The organism is Kitasatospora sp. NPDC057518 (assembly GCF_042802075.1).
Taxonomy (GTDB): Bacteria; Actinomycetota; Actinomycetes; order Streptomycetales; family Streptomycetaceae; genus Kitasatospora.
Map to the genome: position 1 here is coordinate 1 of NZ_JBHVEU010000176.1, position 16,568 is coordinate 16,568.

At 76.8% G+C, this 16,568-nt stretch carries 2 protein-coding genes; one reads left to right on the plus strand and one right to left on the minus strand.

Annotation, left to right across the window (positions count from 1 at the left end):
* Positions 1–15,380 (minus strand): SDR family NAD(P)-dependent oxidoreductase (locus ACFU7Z_RS19500; RefSeq protein ID WP_380778472.1); only part of this gene is annotated, 15,380 nt, incomplete at its 3' end.
* A gap of 286 nt (positions 15,381–15,666) precedes the next feature.
* Here ACFU7Z_RS19500 and ACFU7Z_RS19505 point away from each other — a divergent pair.
* Complete coding sequence (locus tag ACFU7Z_RS19505) at positions 15,667–16,425, plus strand: thioesterase II family protein (RefSeq protein WP_049660158.1); 759 nt, start codon at positions 15,667–15,669, stop codon at positions 16,423–16,425.
* The last annotated feature ends 143 nt before the right edge of the window (positions 16,426–16,568 follow it).

Consider the following 16,568-nt stretch of genomic DNA (forward strand, 5'->3'; position numbering starts at 1 on the left):
TCGGCGCAGACCTCGTCGAACGCCGCCGCGAACACCGGGTACGCCGCGTACAACTCGCTTCCCATGCCCACGCGTTGGGCGCCCTGGCCGGTGAACAGGAAGGCCGTCCGGCCGGAGGCCGCCACCGCCCTCAGCACACCGGGCGCCTGCGGCGTCCCGGCGGCCAGGGCCCGCAGCCCGGCCAGCAGGCCGTCCCGGTCCGCGGCGACCACGGCACCCCGGTGCGGGAACTGCGAGCGCGTGGTGGCCAGGGAGAGCCCGAGGTCGGCCGGGTGCAGCTCCGGCCGCTCCTCGACCAGCTCCAGCAGTCGCCCGGCCTGGCCGCGCAGCGCCTCCTCGGACCGGCCGGCGAGCACCAACGGCCGTACGGCCGGGCCCTCGTGGGTCCGCTCGGGGGCCGTCGGCGCCGGGTCGCCCTGCTCCAGGACGAGGTGGGCGTTGGTGCCGCTGATGCCGAAGGAGGAGACGCCGGCCCGGCGCGGGCGGCCGGTCTCCGGCCAGTCCCGCGTCGCGGTGGCCAGCTCGACCGCTCCGGCGGTCCAGTCCACGTGCGGCGAGGGCTCGTCGACGTGCAGGGTGCCCGGCAGGACGCCGTTGCGCATCGCGAGCACCGTCTTGATCACCCCGGCGACGCCCGCCGCGGCCTGGGTGTGGCCGAGGTTGGACTTCACCGAGCCGAGCAGCAAAGGCAGTTCGCGGTCCTGGCCGTAGGTGGCCAGCAGTGCCTGGGCCTCGATCGGGTCGCCCAGCTTGGTGCCCGTGCCGTGCGCCTCCACCACGTCCACCTCGCCCGCGGCGAGACCGGCGGCGGCCAGCGCCTGGCGGATCACCCGCTCCTGCGCGGTGCCGTTCGGGGCGGTGAGACCGTTGGAGGCGCCGTCCTGGTTGACGGCGCTGCCGCGCAGCACCGCCAGCACGGGGTGCCCGTTGCGGCGGGCGTCCGACAGCCGCTCGACCAGCAGCATGCCGATGCCCTCGGAGAACCCGGTGCCGTCGGCGCCGGCCGCGAAGGCCTTGCAGCGGCCGTCCTCGGCGAGGCCGCGCTGGCGGGCGAACTCGATCAGCAGCTTCGGCGTGGACATCACGGTCACGCCGCCGGCCAGCGCCAGGTCGCACTCGCCGCGCCGCAGGGCGGCCGCCGCGAAGTGCAGGGCGACCAGCGAGGAGGAGCAGGCGGTGTCCACGGTGACGGCCGGGCCCTCCAGGCCCAGCGCGTACGCCACCCGGCCGGTGGCCACGCTGGCCGCGCTGCCGTTGCCGAGGTAGCCGTCGACCTCCTCCGGCACGTCCTGAACCCAGGTCGCGTAGTCGTGGTAGACCATGCCGGCGTACACGCCGGTCCGGCTGCCGCGCAGGCCGAGCGGGTCGATCCCGGCCCGCTCGAAGGCCTCCCAGGAGGTCTCCAGCAGCAGGCGCTGCTGGGGGTCCATCGCCAGCGCCTCACGGCGGTTGATCCCGAAGAACGCCGGGTCGAACCCGGCCACGTCGGTCAGGAAGCCGCCGGTCCGGGTGTAGGTGCGGCCCGGGGTGCCCGGCTCGGGGTGGTAGATGCCCTCCAGGTCCCAGCCGCGGTCGGCCGGGAACTCCGAGAGCACCGAACCGCCCTCGGCGAGCACCTCCCACAGCGCCTCCGGGGTGGCGATCCCCCCGGGGAAGCGGCAGCTCATCGCGACGATCGCGATCGGCTCGTCGGGGTCGGCCGTGACCGCCACCGCCGCCGGGGCCGGGGCGGAGTCGTCCGTGTCCGCGCCGAGCAGCTCCTCGACCAGGTGCGCGGCGAGCGCGCGCGGCGTCGGGTGGTTGAACACCAGGGTCGCCGGAAGGCGCAGCCCGGTCGCGGAGTTGAGCCGGTTGCGCAGCTCCACCGCGGTCAGCGAGTCGAAGCCCAGCTCCTTGAGCGCCTTCTCCTCCTCCACGGCGTCGCCCGAGTCGTGCCCGAGCACCGCGGCGACGTGGCCGCGGACCAGGTCCAGCACGGTCCGCCGACGGTCCTCGCCGGAGAGCCCGGCCAGGCGCCCGGCCAGACCGCCCGCCGGAGCGGCGTCCGGGGCACCGGCCGTGCGGCGGCCCGGGCCACCGGAGGCCAGGCCGCGCAGCAGCGCGGGGACGGTGGCCGCACGGCCGCGCAGGTGGGCCCGGTCCAGCTGGATCGGCACCAGCACCGCTTCGCCCGAGGCCACGGCCGCGTCGAACAGGGCCAGTCCGGTCTCGGCGCTCATCGGCACCGCGCCGCCCCGCACGATCCGCTCCAGGTCGGCGTCGACGAGGCGCCCGGCCATGCCGGACCGCTCCTGCCACAGGCCCCAGGCCATCGAGACGGCCGGCCGGCCCTGGGCGCGGCGGCGCTGCGCCAGGGCGTCCAGGAAGCAGTTGGCGGCGGCGTAGTTGGCCTGCCCGGGGTTGCCGAGCACACCGGCCGCGGCCGAGAAGAGGACGAACCCGCCGACGTCGCCCGCCAGTTCGTGCAGGTTGAGCGCGCCGGTGACCTTGGGTGCGAGCACCCGGTCGAACTGCTCGGGGGAGAGGGAGAGGACGGTTCCGTCGTCCACCACGCCCGCGGTGTGCACCACGGCAGTGAGCGGGTGCTCGGCGGGGACGGCGGCGAGCAGCTCGGCGAGGGCGGAGCGGTCGGCGACGTCGCAGGCGGCCAGGGTGACCTCGGCGCCCGCCGCGCGCAGCTCGGCGAGGAGTTCGGCGGCGCCCTCGGCCGCCGGGCCGCGCCGGCTGGTCAGCAGCAGGTGCCGGGCGCCGTGGGCGGCGACCAGGTGGCGGGCGGTCAGCTCGCCCAGTCCGCCGATCGCGCCGGTGACCAGGACGGTCCCGGAGACGTCCAGCGGGGCCTGCGCACCATCAGCCGGCTTCCCGGCGGCGGTCGGCGCCTTGGCCAGGCGCGGGGCGAGCAGGGCGCCCCGCCGGACGGCCAGCTGCGGCTCGGTGTCCACCGGCAGTGCGGCCAGCGGCAGTTCACCGCCGTCGTGGTCGACCAGGACCAGCCGGTCCGGGTTCTCCGACTGCGCGGAGCGGACCAGGCCCCACACGGCGGCCAGGACCGGATCGGGCGCACCCTCCCCGGTGGCGACCGCGCCGCGGGTCAGCACGGCCAGCCGGGCCTCGGCGAACCGCGGGTCCACCAGCCACTCCTGGACGAGTCGCAGCACCCGTACGGTCGTCGCGCCGACCGCGGCGGCCAGCTCGTCCGTCGCCTCGGACCCCTGGTACGGGGCGAGTTCCACCGCGACCACGTCGGGCACGGCCGCGCCGGCGTCCACCGCCGAGCCCAGCTCGGCCAGGGCGGCCAGGCAGTCCGTGCGGTCGGCGCTGTCCGTGCTGTCCGTGCTGTCGGTGCGGTCGGTGCCGAGGAGCGTCCAGGAGCGGGCGGCCGGGTCGCCGGCCGGCACCGGCAGCCACTCGATCCGCAGCAGCGACTCGCGCACGGCCCGGTCGGCGGTGCGCAGCCGCTCGGCGGAGACGGGCCGCAGCAGCAGCGAGTCCACCGAGGCGACGGGCGCGCCGCCGAGGTCCGCGACGGTCAGCGACAGGGTCTCCGGAGCCGTCCGGGCCAGCCGGACGCGCAGCGCGGTCGCGCCGCTCGCGTGCAGCCGGATCCCGCCCCAGGAGAAGGCGAGCCTGCCCTGCTCGGCGTCCGGCACCAGGCCCATCGCGTGCAGGGCGGCGTCCAGCAGCGCCGGGTGCAGCCCGTAGCGGGCGGCCGCGGCCTGCTCGGTGGCGGGCAGGGCGACCTCGGCGTAGACCTGGTCGCCGTGCTGCCAGGCGGCTCGCAGGCCCTGGAAGGCCGGGCCGTAGTCCACCCCGGCGTCGGCGAGCCGCTGGTAGGCGTCGGTGACGTCCAGCGGGGTCGCGCCGGCCGGCGGCCACGCGGTGAGGTCCGCGGCGGACTCGTCGGCTGCCGTGTCGGCCGCCGCGTCGGTGGTCGCGTCGGTGGCCGCGGAGAGCGTGCCCGAGGCGTGCCGGGTCCACGGCTCGTCCTCGGCGGCGTCGGCCGGGCGGGAGTCGATCCGCAGCGGACGGAGGCCGTCCTGCTCCGCGCCGACCAGGACCTGGAGCCGGACGCCACCGCGCTCGGGCAGGACCAGCGGGGCTTCCAGGGTGAGTTCGTCGAGGCGGCCGCAGCCGACCTCGTCGCCGGCCCGGACGGCCAGCTCCAGGAACGCCGTTCCGGGCAGCAGGGTCGCGCCCATCACGGTGTGGTCGGCCAGCCACGGCGTGCTGTGCCGGGAGAGCAGCCCGGTCAGCAGGTGGCCGTGGCCGTCCGCGAGCGGCACGGCCGCGCCGAGCAGGGGGTGCTCGGGGGCGGTGAGGCCCGCCGTGGTGACGGCGGCCGCACCGGCCACGGTGTCCAGCCAGTAGCGGTTGCGCTGGAAGGGGTAGGTGGGGAGGTCGGTGCGGTGGCCGGCGGTGAGGAGCGGGGTGAAGTCGGCGGGGGCGCCGTGGACGTGGGCTTCGGCGAGGGAGGTGAGGAAGCGGCGGGTGCCGCCGTGGTCGCGGCGCAGGGTGCCGAGGGTGTGGGCGGTGGTGTGGTGGAGGGTGTCCTGGATGGCGCCGGTGAGGACGGGGTGGGGGCTGACCTCGATGAAGAGGTCGTGGCCCTGTTCGGCCAACTGCTGGGTGGCGTGGGCGAGTCGGACGGTCTGGCGGAGGTTGCGGTACCAGTAGGCGGCGTCCATCGTCGTGGTGTCCAGCCAGCGGCTGTCGACGGTGGACCAGAACGGGATGTCGGCGCCGCGCGGGGTGACGGGGGCGAGCAGGTCGAGCAACTCGGCCTGCAGGGACTCGACATGGGCCGAGTGCGAGGCGTAGTCCACGGTGACCCGGCGGGCACGGATGCCGTCCGCCGTGAAGCGCTCGACGAGTTCGTCGAGGGCGTCGGCGTCTCCGGCGACGACCGCCGAGGAGGGGCCGTTGACGGCGGCGACGGAGATCCGGTTCTGCCAGGGGGTGAGGTCGATGTCCTCGGCCGGGAGGGCGACGGAGACCATGCCGCCGTTTCCGGCGATGGCGGTGATGGCCTGGGAGCGCAGGGCGACGGTGCGGGCGCCGTCCTGGAGGGTGAGCGCGCCGGCGACGGTGGCGGCGGCGATCTCGCCCTGGGAGTGGCCGATGACGGCGTCGGGGTGGATTCCGTACGCCTGCCAGAGGGTGGCGAGGGAGACCATGACGGCCCAGAGGGCGGGCTGGACGACGTCGACCCGGTCGTAGCCGGGTGCGCCGTCGGCGCCGCGGAGGACGTCGATGAGGTTCCAGTCGGTGAACTCGGCGAGGGCGTCGGCGCATTCGGTGATGCGGGCGGCGAACACCGGCTCGCTGTCGAGGAGTTCGACGGCCATGCCGGCCCACTGCGAGCCCTGGCCGGGGAACACGAACACCGTGCGTCCGGTGGTGGAGACGGTGCCCTCGACCACGGCGGCGCTCTCGGTGCCCTCGGCGAGTGCCCGGAGGCCTTCGGTCAGCTCGGTGCGGTCCGAACCGAGCACCACCGCACGGTGGTTGAACAGCGAGCGGGTCGTCGCCAGCGAGTGGGCGAGGTCGATCGGGGCGGCCTCGGACTCCTGGAGCAGCGCGGCCTGGGCGCGCAGGGCGTCCGCCGACTTCGCGGACAGCAGCAGCGGCAGCACGCCGTGCGCGGCGGGCTCGCCGGCCGGGGCCTCCGGGGAGGGCTGTTCGAGGATGACGTGGGCGTTGGTGCCGCTGACGCCGAAGGAGGAGACACCGGCCCGGCGCGGACGGCCGGTCTGCGGCCACTCCCGCTCCTCGGTGAGCAGCTCCACCGCGCCCGCCGACCAGTCGACGTGCGGCGTCGGCTCGTCCACGTGCAGGGTCCGGGGCAGCACCCCGTGGCGCATCGCCAGCACCATCTTGATGATGCCCGCCGCGCCCGCCGCGCTCTGGGTGTGGCCGAGGTTGGACTTCACCGAGCCGAGCTGGAGCGGCAGTTCGCGGTCCTGGCCGTAGGTGGCGAGCAGGGCGTTGGCCTCGATCGGGTCGCCGAGCCGGGTGCCGGTGCCGTGCGCCTCGACGGCGTCCACGTCGGCGGCGGTGAGGCCGGCGGTGGCCAGGGCCTGGCGGATGACGCGTTCCTGGGCGGGGCCGTTGGGGGCGGTGAGCCCGTTGGAGGCGCCGTCCTGGTTGATCGCGGTGGCCCGGACGACCGCCAGCACCGGGTGCCCGTTGCGGCGGGCGTCCGACAGTCGCTCGACCAGCAGCACGCCCACGCCCTCGGCCATGCCGAAGCCGTCGGCGGCCGCCGCGAAGGCCTTGCAGCGCCCGTCCTCGGCGAGGCCGCGCTGGCGGCTGAACGCCACCAGGCCCTCGGGGGTGGCCATCACGGCGGCACCGGCCGCGAGCGCCATCGAGCACTCGCCGGCGCGCAGCGCCTGGACGGCGAGGTGGAGCGCCACCAGCGAGGAGGAGCAGGCGGTGTCGATGGTCACGGCCGGCCCTTCCAGGCCGAGCGCGTAGGAGATCCGGCCGGAGACCACGCTGGCCGCGTTGCCGGTGACCAGGTAGCCCTCGTTGCCGGGCGGGGCGGCGGCCAGCAGGGTGCCGTAGTCCTGGCCGTGGGTGCCGACGAACACGCCGACCTGCCCGCCCCGGACGGACACCGGGTCGACGCCGGCCCGCTCGAAGGCCTCCCAGGAGGTCTCCAGCAGCAGCCGCTGCTGCGGGTCCATGGCGTGCGCCTCGCGCGGACTGATCCCGAAGAACGCCGCGTCGAACTCGGCGACGTCGTACAGGAATCCGCCCTCGCGGGTGTACGAGGTGCCGACCCGGTCGGGGTCGGGGTCGTAGAGCCCGTCGAGGTCCCAGCCGCGGTCGGTCGGCAGGGCGCCGACCGCGTCGCGCCCGGCGAGGACCAGCTCCCACAGGTCCTCCGGGGTGCGCACGCCGCCCGGGAAGCGGCAGCCCATGCCGACGATCGCGATCGGGTCGTCGTCCCGGGCCGCCGCGGTGGTGGCCGCGGCCGGTGCGGCGGCCGGGAGCCGGTCGCCGAGCACCTGCTCGCGCAGGTGGCCGGCCAGGGCCTTCGGGGTCGGGTAGTTGAAGATCAGCGTGGCGGGCAGGCGCAGGCCCGTCGAGCCGTGCAGGCGGTTGCGGAGCTCGACCGCGGTGAGGGAGTCGAAGCCCAGCTCCTTGAAGGTCCGTTCGGGGTCCACCGCCGTGCCGGCCGGGTACCCGAGCACGGTGCCGGCGGTGGCGCGGACGAGGTCCAGCAGCTCCCGGTCGCACTCGGGCCCGGTCAGCCCGGCCAGCCGCTGGGCGAGGGCCGAGCCGCCGGCCCGGTCGGTCGGGCGCCGCCGGCCCGAGCGGGTGCGGACCAGTCCGCGCAGCAGCGGGTGGACGGCGTCGGACTGGGCGCGCACGGCGGCCAGGTCGAGCCGGATCGGCATCAGCGCCGGTTCGCCGGCCGCGCGGGCGGCGTCCAGCAGGGCGAGGCCCTCCTCGGCGGAGAGCGCCGCGGTGCCGACGCCGGCCATCCGGCGCAGGTCGGTGCCGGTGAGCCGGCCGCCCATGCCGTTGCGCTCCGCCCACAGGCCCCAGGCCAGCGAGACGGCCGGCCGGCCCTCGGCTCGCAGGTGCCGGGCGTAGGCGTCGAGGAAGGCGTTGGCGGCGGCGTAGTTGGCCTGCCCGCCGGCGCCGAACACGGCGGCGGCGGAGGAGTAGAGCACGAAGGCGGCCAGGTCCGCGTCGCGGGTGAGCTCGGCCAGGTTGAGCGCGCCGGAGAGCTTGGGCGCGAGCACCCGGTCGAACTGCCCGTCGGTGAGCGTCTCGATCACGCCGTCGTCGACGATCCCGGCGGTGTGCACCACGGCGGTGAGCGGGTGCTCGGCCGGGACGCCGGCCAGCAGCTCGGCGAGGGCGGAGCGGTCGGCGACGTCGCAGGCGGCCAGGGTGACCTCGGCGCCCGTCGCGCGCAGCTCGGCGAGGAGTTCGGCGGCGCCCTCGGCGGCCTCGCCGCGGCGGCTGGTCAGCAGCAGGTGCCGGACGCCGTGGGCGGCGACCAGGTGGCGGGCGGCGAGCACGCCGAGGCCGCCGGTGGCCCCGGTGACCAGGGCCGTCCCGTTCGGGTCGAGCGCCGGGGCGCCCTGCTCGGCGGGCCGCACCCGGGTGAGCCGCGCGGCCCGTACCGAGCCGTCGTGCAGCAGCAGTTGCGGCTCGTCGCCAGCCAGGGCGGCGGGCAGGGCGCGGTAGGAGGCGTCCTGCGCGTCCAGGTCGACCAGGACGATCCGGTCCGGGTGCTCGGACTGCGCCGAGCGGACCAGGCCCCACAGCGGGGCGGTCACCAGGTCCGGCAGGCCGTCGCCCGGGCCGTCCCCGGCCACCGCGCCCCGGGTGAGCACGACCAGGCGGCTCTCGGCGAAGCGCTCCTCGGCGAGCCACTGCTGGAGCAGGCCCAGCAGCGCGTGGGTGGCCGCCCGCACGGCGGGGACCAACTCCGGTGCGGCGCCCGGTGCGAGGGGCAGCAGGACGGTGTCGGGGGCGGCGCCGTCGGCGGCGGCGAGGGCGGCCAGGTCGGGGTACGCGTCCACCGTGCTGCCCGCCGCGGTGAGCCCGGCGGCCAGGCCGAGGGCGTCCTCGCCGACCAGGGCGTAGCGGCCGGTGACCGGGGCGGCCCCGGGCAGGTCCGTCCAGTCGACGCGGAACAGCGAGTCGCCGTCGGGCCCGGCGTGGACCGCGCGCAGCTGGTCGGAGGAGACTGGCCGGACGGCCAGGCCCTCCACCGAGACCACCGGCACGCCGTGCTCGTCGGAGGCCTCCAGGGCGACCGAGTCCAGGCCGGCCGGGGAGAGCCGGACCCGCAGGGCGGTCGCGCCGGCGGCATGCAGCGAGACCCCGCTCCAGGCGAACGCCAGGTGGCCCTCGGCGGACTCCTCGCGGTGCCGGACGGCGCCGAGGTCCATGGCGTGCAGGGCGGCGTCCAGCAGCGCGGGGTGCAGCCCGTAGCGGGCCGACCGGTCCGCGACTTCTTCGCTCAGCACGACCTCGCTGAACACCTCCTCGCCGCGCCGCCAGGCCGCGCGGACACCCTGGAACGCCGGTCCGTACCCGGCGGGCAGCCGCTCGTACAGGTCCTCGACCGGCAGCGGTTCGGCGCCGGCCGGCGGCCACTGGGTGAGGTCCGCGGGGGCGGCGGGAGCGGCGGGGGAGAGGGTGCCCGCGGCGTGCCGGGTCCACGGCCGGGAGGCCGCGGCGTCCTGCGGCCGCGAGTGCAGGCCGACCGGCCGGGCGCCGGTGGCGTCGGCCTCGCCGACCACCACCTGGACCTGGACGGCGCCCTGCTCGGGCAGCACCAGCGGGGCTTCCAGGGTGAGTTCGTCGAGGCGGCCGCAGCCGACCTCGTCGCCGGCCCGGACGGCCAGGTCCACCATGGCGGTCCCGGGCAGCAGGGTGGTGCCCATGACGGTGTGGTCGGCCAGCCACGGGTGGGTGGTGCGCGAGATCAGGCCGGTCAGCAGGTGGCCGTGCCCGTCGGCGAGCGGGACGGCCGCGCCGAGCATCGGGTGGTCGGCCGCGGCCAGGCCGACGGCGGTCACGTCCGAGGCGCCGGGGGCCGCCTCCAGCCAGTAGCGGTTGCGCTGGAAGGGGTAGGTGGGGAGGTCGGTGCGGTGGCCGGCGGTGAGGAGCGGGGTGAAGTCGGCGGGGGCGCCGTGGACGTGGGCTTCGGCGAGGGAGGTGAGGAAGCGGCGGGTGCCGCCGTGGTCGCGGCGCAGGGTGCCGAGGGTGTGGGCGGTGGTGTGGTGGAGGGTGTCCTGGATGGCGCCGGTGAGGACGGGGTGGGGGCTGACCTCGATGAAGAGGTCGTGGCCCTGCTCGGCCAACTGGCGGGTGGCGTCGGCGAGTCGGACGGTCTGGCGGAGGTTGCGGTACCAGTAGGCGGCGTCCATCGTCGTGGTGTCCAGCCAGCGGCTGTCGACGGTGGACCAGAACGGGATGTCGGCGCCGTGCGGGGTGACGGGGGCGAGCAGGTCGAGCAACTCGGTCTGCAGGGCCTCGACATGGGCCGAGTGCGAGGCGTAGTCGACGTTGATCCGGCGGGCCTGGGTGCCGTCGGCGGCGCACCGCCGCAGCAGCTCGTCCAGGGCGTCGGCGTCCCCGGCGACGACGGCGGAGGAGGGGCCGTTGACGGCCGCGACGGAGACGCGGTCGGCCCACGGCGCGATGGTGGCGAGCGCGTCCTCGGCGGACTGGGAGAGCGACACCATGCCGCCGTTTCCGGCGATGGCGGTGATGGCCTGGGAGCGCAGGGCGACGACGCGGGCGCCGTCCTGGAGGGTGAGGGCGCCGGCGACGGTGGCGGCGGCGATCTCGCCCTGGGAGTGGCCGATGACGGCGTCGGGCTCGATTCCGTACGCCTGCCAGAGGGCGGCGAGGGAGACCATGACGGCCCAGAGGGCGGGCTGGACGACGTCGACCCGGTCGTAGCCGGGTGCGCCCTCGGCGCCGCGCAGGACGTCGATCAGGTTCCAGTCGGTGAACTCGGCGAGGGCGTCGGCGCATTCGGTGATCCGCGCGGCGAACACCGGCTCGCTGTCGAGGAGTTCGACGGCCATCCCGACCCACTGCGAGCCCTGCCCGGGGAACACGAAGACGGTCCCGCCGGTGGCGTCCGCCGTACCGGTCAGCGCGGTGGCGCTCTCGGTGCCCTCGGCGAGTGCCCGGAGCCCTTCGGTCAGCTCGGTGCGGTCCGAACCGAGCACCACCGCACGGTGGTTGAACAGCGAGCGGGTCGTCGCGAGCGAGTGGGCGAGGTCGAGCGGGGCGGCCTCGGAGTCCTGGAGCAGCGCGGCCTGGGCGCGCAGGGCGTCCGCCGACTTCGCGGACAGCAGCAGCGGCAGCACGCCGTGCGCGGCGGGCCCGCCGGTGGGGCCTTCCTCCACGACGGGCTGTTCGATGATGACGTGGGCGTTGGTGCCGCTGACGCCGAAGGAGGAGACGCCGGCCCGGCGCGGGCGACCGGTCTCCGGCCACTCCCGGTCCTCGGTCAGCAGCTCCACCGCGCCCGCCGTCCAGTCGACGTGCGGCGTCGGCGTGTCCACGTGCAGGGTGCGCGGCAGCACCCCGTGCCGCATCGCCAGCACCATCTTGATGATGCCGCCGACCCCGGCGGCCGCTTGGGCGTGCCCGATGTTCGACTTCAACGAGCCGAGCAGCAGCGGAAGTTCACGGTCCTGGCCGTAGGTGGCGAGGAGCGCGTTGGCCTCGATCGGGTCGCCCAGCTTCGTGCCCGTGCCGTGCGCCTCCACCGCGTCGACCTCGGCCGGGGCCAGGCCCGCGGCGGCCAGCGCCTCGCGGATCACCCGCTCCTGCGCCGGGCCGCTCGGGGCGGTCAGCCCGTTGGACGCGCCGTCCTGGTTCACCGCCGTGCCGCGGACCAGGGCCAGCACCGGGTGCCCGTTGCGGCGGGCGTCCGACAGCCGCTCGACCAGCAGCACACCCGCACCCTCGGCCCAGCCGGTGCCGTCGGCGGAGGCGGCGAAGGACTTGCAGCGCCCGTCCTCGGCGAGGCCGCGCTGGCGGCTGAACTCGACGAACACCTCGGGCGTCGCCATCAGCGCCACGCCGCCCGCCAGGGCGAGGTCGCACTCCCCGCGCCGCAGGGCCGCGACCGCCAGGTGCAGGGCCACCAGGGAGGAGGAGCAGGCGGTGTCCACGGTGATCGCCGGGCCCTCGAAGCCGAAGGTGTACGACACCCGGCCGGAGGCGACGCTGCCCGCGGTGCCGGTGCCGAGGTACCCCTCCACCTCCTCGGGCACCCGGGGCAGCCGGCTGGCGTAGTCGTGGAACATCACGCCGGTGAACACGCCGGTCCGGCTGCCGCGCAGGGCCTCCGGGTCGATCCCGGCCCGTTCCATGGCCTCCCAGGAGGTCTCCAGCAGCAGCCGCTGCTGCGGGTCCATGGCGAGGGCCTCGCGCGGGCTGATGCCGAAGAAGTCGGGGTCGAAGTCGGCGCTGTCGTAGAGGAATCCGCCCTCCTGGACCGAGGAGCTGCCGACCGAGCCGGGGGCGCCGCCGAACAGGGCGTCGGTGTCCCAGCCGCGGTCCGTCGGGAACTCCGAGACGGCGTCCCGGCCCTCGGCGACCAGCTGCCACAGGGCCTCGGGGGTGATGGCTCCGCCCGGGTAGCGGCAGCTCATCGCGACGATCGCGATCGGGTCCTCGTCCGCCGCCACCGCCGGACGGGCGGGGGCGGCCGGGGCCGGTGCCTCGTCGAGGAGTCCGGCGAGCAGGAAGCCGGCCAGCCGGGCCGGGGTGGGGTGGTCGAAGACCACGGTCGCCGGGAGGCGCAGGCCGAGCGCGGTCCGCAGCCGGTTGCGCAGCCGGACGGCCGAGGCGGAGTCCACCCCGAGGTCCTTGAAGGCCCGCTCGGGCGCGATCGTCCGCGGCAGGCCCCGGCCGAGCACCCCGGCCGCCTCGGCCCGCACCAGGCCGAGCAGCGTCTGCCGGGCCTCCGCCCGGGGCAGCGCGCGCAGCCGGGCGGCGAACACGGTGTCCGCCGCGCCGTCGGCGGCGGCCGGGTCGCGGAAGAGGACGCCGGTGGTGTCCCGGGTGGCGACCACGGGGGTGTCGGCGCCGCCCAGCGCGGAGTCCAGCAGCGCGCCCAGCTCGGCGTCGGACACGGCGCCCGGGTCGGTGGTGTCCCAGGCCAGCGACACGGCGTGCCGGCCGGTGGCGCGGCGGTGCTGGGCCAGCGCGTCCAGGAACGCGGCGCAGCCGCCGCGGTCGCCGTCCTCCGCGCCCCGCAGGGCACCGGTGGAGGAGACCAGCAGGAAGGCCGTCAGGTCGAGCCCGGCGGTGAGCTCGTGCAGGGCCACCGCGCCGTCGACGCCGGTCCGCACCCAGCGGTCGGCCTGCCCGCCGGCGGCCAGCACGGGGGAGCCGGCCGCGTGCACCACCGCGGTGAGCGGGTGCTCGGCCGGGACGCCCGCGAGCAGCTCGGCGACGGACGCGCGGTCGGCGGCGTCGCAGGCGGCCAGGGTGACCTCCGCGCCGGACTCGCTCAACTCCACGGCCAGCGCGGCCGAGTCGGGGGTGGTGGAGGCCAGCACCAGGTGCCGGACGCCGTGCTCGGCGACCAGCCGCCGGGCGATCGCGGCCGCGGCCGTCCCGCCGGCGCCGGTGACCAGCACGGTGCCGTCGAGGCGGCGGCCGGACGCGGCGGCGGTGACCGGCACCAGGCGGGGCGCCCGCAGCACCCCGGCGCGGACGGCGAACTGCGGCTCGCCGGTGGCCAGGCCGGCCGGCAGGGCGGCCGCGGAGGCGGACTCGCCGTCCAGGTCGGCCACGGTGAAGCGGCCGGGGTGCGCGGTCTGCGCGGCGCGCAGCAGCCCCCAGAGCGGAGCCTGCGCCAGCCCCGGGACCTCCTCGCCCGGGTGCACGGCCAGCGCGCCCCGGGTCAGCACCACCAGGCGGGTCTCCCGCAGCCGGTCGTCGGCGAGCCAGCGGGTCAGCAGTTCGGCGGCCTCGCGGGCGGTCCGCCGGGCCGCGTCCGCGACCGGCTCCGCGCCGGCGGCGGGCCAGGGCAGGTAGACGACCTCGGGCGCACCGGCCGCGGTGAGCTCCGCCAGGTCGGCGTAGCGGTCGACCGCCAGGCCGTCCGGTCCGCCCAGGCCGTCCAGTCCGTCCGCTCCGTTCAGGCCGTCCGGTTCGTTCAGCCGGGCGGCTCCGTCCGACGGGCTCGCCAGCAGCGCGGCGCGCACCGGCTCCACGGGCCCGGCGGGCAGCGGCACCCAGTCCATCCGGTACAGCGACTCCTGCCGGACGCCCCGGGCGCCGAGCAGGGTGCCGGGCTGGTCGAACAGCCGGTGCCGGGTGACCTTGCCCGAGGCGGTGCGCGGCACGGCGGCGATCGCCCGGACCTCCTGCGGCACCTTGAACCAGGACAGCTGCTCGGCGCAGGCGGCGAAGACCAGCTCGGCGTCGACGCCCTCCGGCGCGGCGACCACGAACGCGACCGGCACCTCGCCGAGCACCTCGTCCGGCCGGCCCGCCACGGCGACGTCCAGCACACCGGGCACCGTGCGGACGACGTCCTCGATCTCGCCCGGGTGGATGTTCTCCCCGCCCCGGATGATCAGCTCCTTGCGCCGCCCGCTGATCGTCAGCTGGCCGCCGGCCGCCCGGACCGCCAGGTCGCCGGTCCGGTACCAACCGTCCCGCAGCGCCTCGGCGGTGGCCTCCGGCCGGTTGTGGTAGCCCTGCATCAGGCTCGGCCCGCGCACCCACACCTCGCCCTCCGTCCCGGGGGCGGTGTCGATCCCGGTCTCCGGGTCGACCACCCGCACCTCCAGGCCGGGGACCGGCAGGCCGCACGAACCGGAGACCCGCTCGGCGCCCGGCGCCTCGGTCGCGATCGCGCCGCAGGTCTCGGTGGAGCCGTAGCTGTTGAGCAGCGGGACGCCGAACGCGTCCTCGAAGTCCCGGGCCAGCGAGGCCGAGGTGACCGCGCCGGTCGACAGGCAGACCCGCAGCCGCGGCATGTCCAGCCGCCCGGCGTCGGCCTCCCGCAGCAGGTGGTGGTAGAGGGCGGGCACCCCGGCGAGGAAGGTGTACGCGTCGCCGCGCAGCTCGGCCAGTACCTCGTCCGCGGAGAAGCCCGGCATGATGTGCGCGGTCGCGCCGGTCGCGGTGACGCCGACCACGCAGACGATGTGCGCCAGGCTGTGGAACAGCGGCAGCGGCCAGAGCACCAGGTCGTCGCGGGAGAGCCCGAGCAGCGGCGCGTAGCAGGACGCCACCGACCACAGGCAGCTGCGCTGGGTCGACAGCACGCCCTTGGGGGCGCCGGTGGAGCCCGAGGTGTAGAGCATGAAGGCGGTCTCGTCCAGGCCGAGGTCGTCGCGCGGCGGCACGGGGGGCTCGACGGTGGCCAGCGCCTCGAACGACGGCAGGTCCCGCGCCGCCTGCGGCCCCTGCGGCCCCTGCGGCCCCTGCGGCCCCTGCGGCGCCTGCGCCGTCGGACCGGAGACGACCACCAGCAGCCCGGGCCGGTCGGCCCGAAGCCGCAGCACCTGGTCCAGGTGGCGGGCGTCGGTGACGACCACGGCGGCGCCGCTGTCGTCCAGGATGTGGGCCAGCTCCTCGTCGCTGGAGTGCGGGTTGACCGGGACGGCGACACCGGCGGCCCGGACGGCGGCCAGGTAGGCCTCCACCACCTCGACACCGGCGTCCAGGTGGATCGCCACCCGCCCGCCGCGGCCCAGGCCCAGGGCCGCCAGGTGGCCGGCCAGCCGTCCGGTCCGGAGCTCCAGCTCGGCGTAGCCCACGGACCGGCGGCCGTCCCGGAAGGCCGGCTTGTCGCGCAGCGACGCGGCCTGGGAGCGCAGCAGTTCGGGCAGCGGCCTGATCAGCTCGGTACGCGGCATGTCAACGGCTCCTTGGGCACGCGGAAACAGCACGGGAGGCTGGGGGCTCCCGGAGAACAGAGAGGGGTGACGCATCATTCGGTATCCCGTGGCAGTCTCGTCCAGCCGTCCGCGGGGGCCGCACCCCTACGGTTCCCCTACGGGCCCTTGTCCCGGCCGGCTCCGCCGCGGGAGAAGGGGGGTGGTGGTGAGGGGTTGTCCGGCCGTCCGGCCTGCACCAGGCTCGGAGTGGGGAGGACCCGCCGGCGGGGCGAGGACCCCGTCCAGAAGGGACCACCGGAACACCATGACGCTCACCGACGGCGCGGCCGACAGCTGGATCCGCCGCTTCCACCCGGCCCCGGACGCCCGCGTCCGCCTGGTCTGCCTGCCCCACGCGGGAGGGTCGGCGAGCTACTGGTACCCGATGTCCGCCGCCACGGCGGCCGGGATCGAGGTCCTCGCGGTCCAGTACCCGGGGCGGCAGGACCGGCGCCACGAACCCTGCGTCGAGACCGTCGAGGCGCTGGCCGAGCAGGTCACCGAGGCGCTGCTGCCCCACCGCGACCTGCCGCTCGCCCTGTTCGGCCACAGCATGGGCGCGGTCGTCGGCTTCGAGGTCGCCCGGCGCCTGGAGGACCTCGGCACCCCGCCGGTCGCCCTGTTCGCCTCCGGCCGCCGCGCACCCTCCCGGCACCGGGACGAGGACGTCCACCTCCGGGGCGTCGACGGCATCGTCGCGGAACTCCGCAAGCTGGACGGCACCGACCCGCGGGCCCTGCAGGACCCGGAGCTGCTGCGGATGATCCTCCCCGCGGTCCGCGCCGACTACAAGGCCGTCGAGACCTACCGCTACCGGCCGGGGCCGCCGCTCTCCTGCCCGGTCGACGCCCTGGTCGGCGACAGCGACGAGAAGGCGACCGTCGACGAGGCCGGGTCCTGGCGCGACCACACCACCGGCGGCTCCGCCCTGCACGTCTTCCCCGGCGGCCACTTCTACCTGGCCCACCACCAGGGCGAGATCGTCCGCATCGTCACCGACCGCCTGCTGCCGCCGGTCTCCTGAACCCGGCGGGCCGCGGCGAGCGCCGCGCCCGGCCCCCGGCCGGGCCGCGCCGCCGACCGGCCTCCGCTCGCGGCCTGACCGGTCGGCCGCCGCACGGCCGCCGTCGAGCAGAGCCCCCGCCCACGGCCACCCCGCCGGAGGGG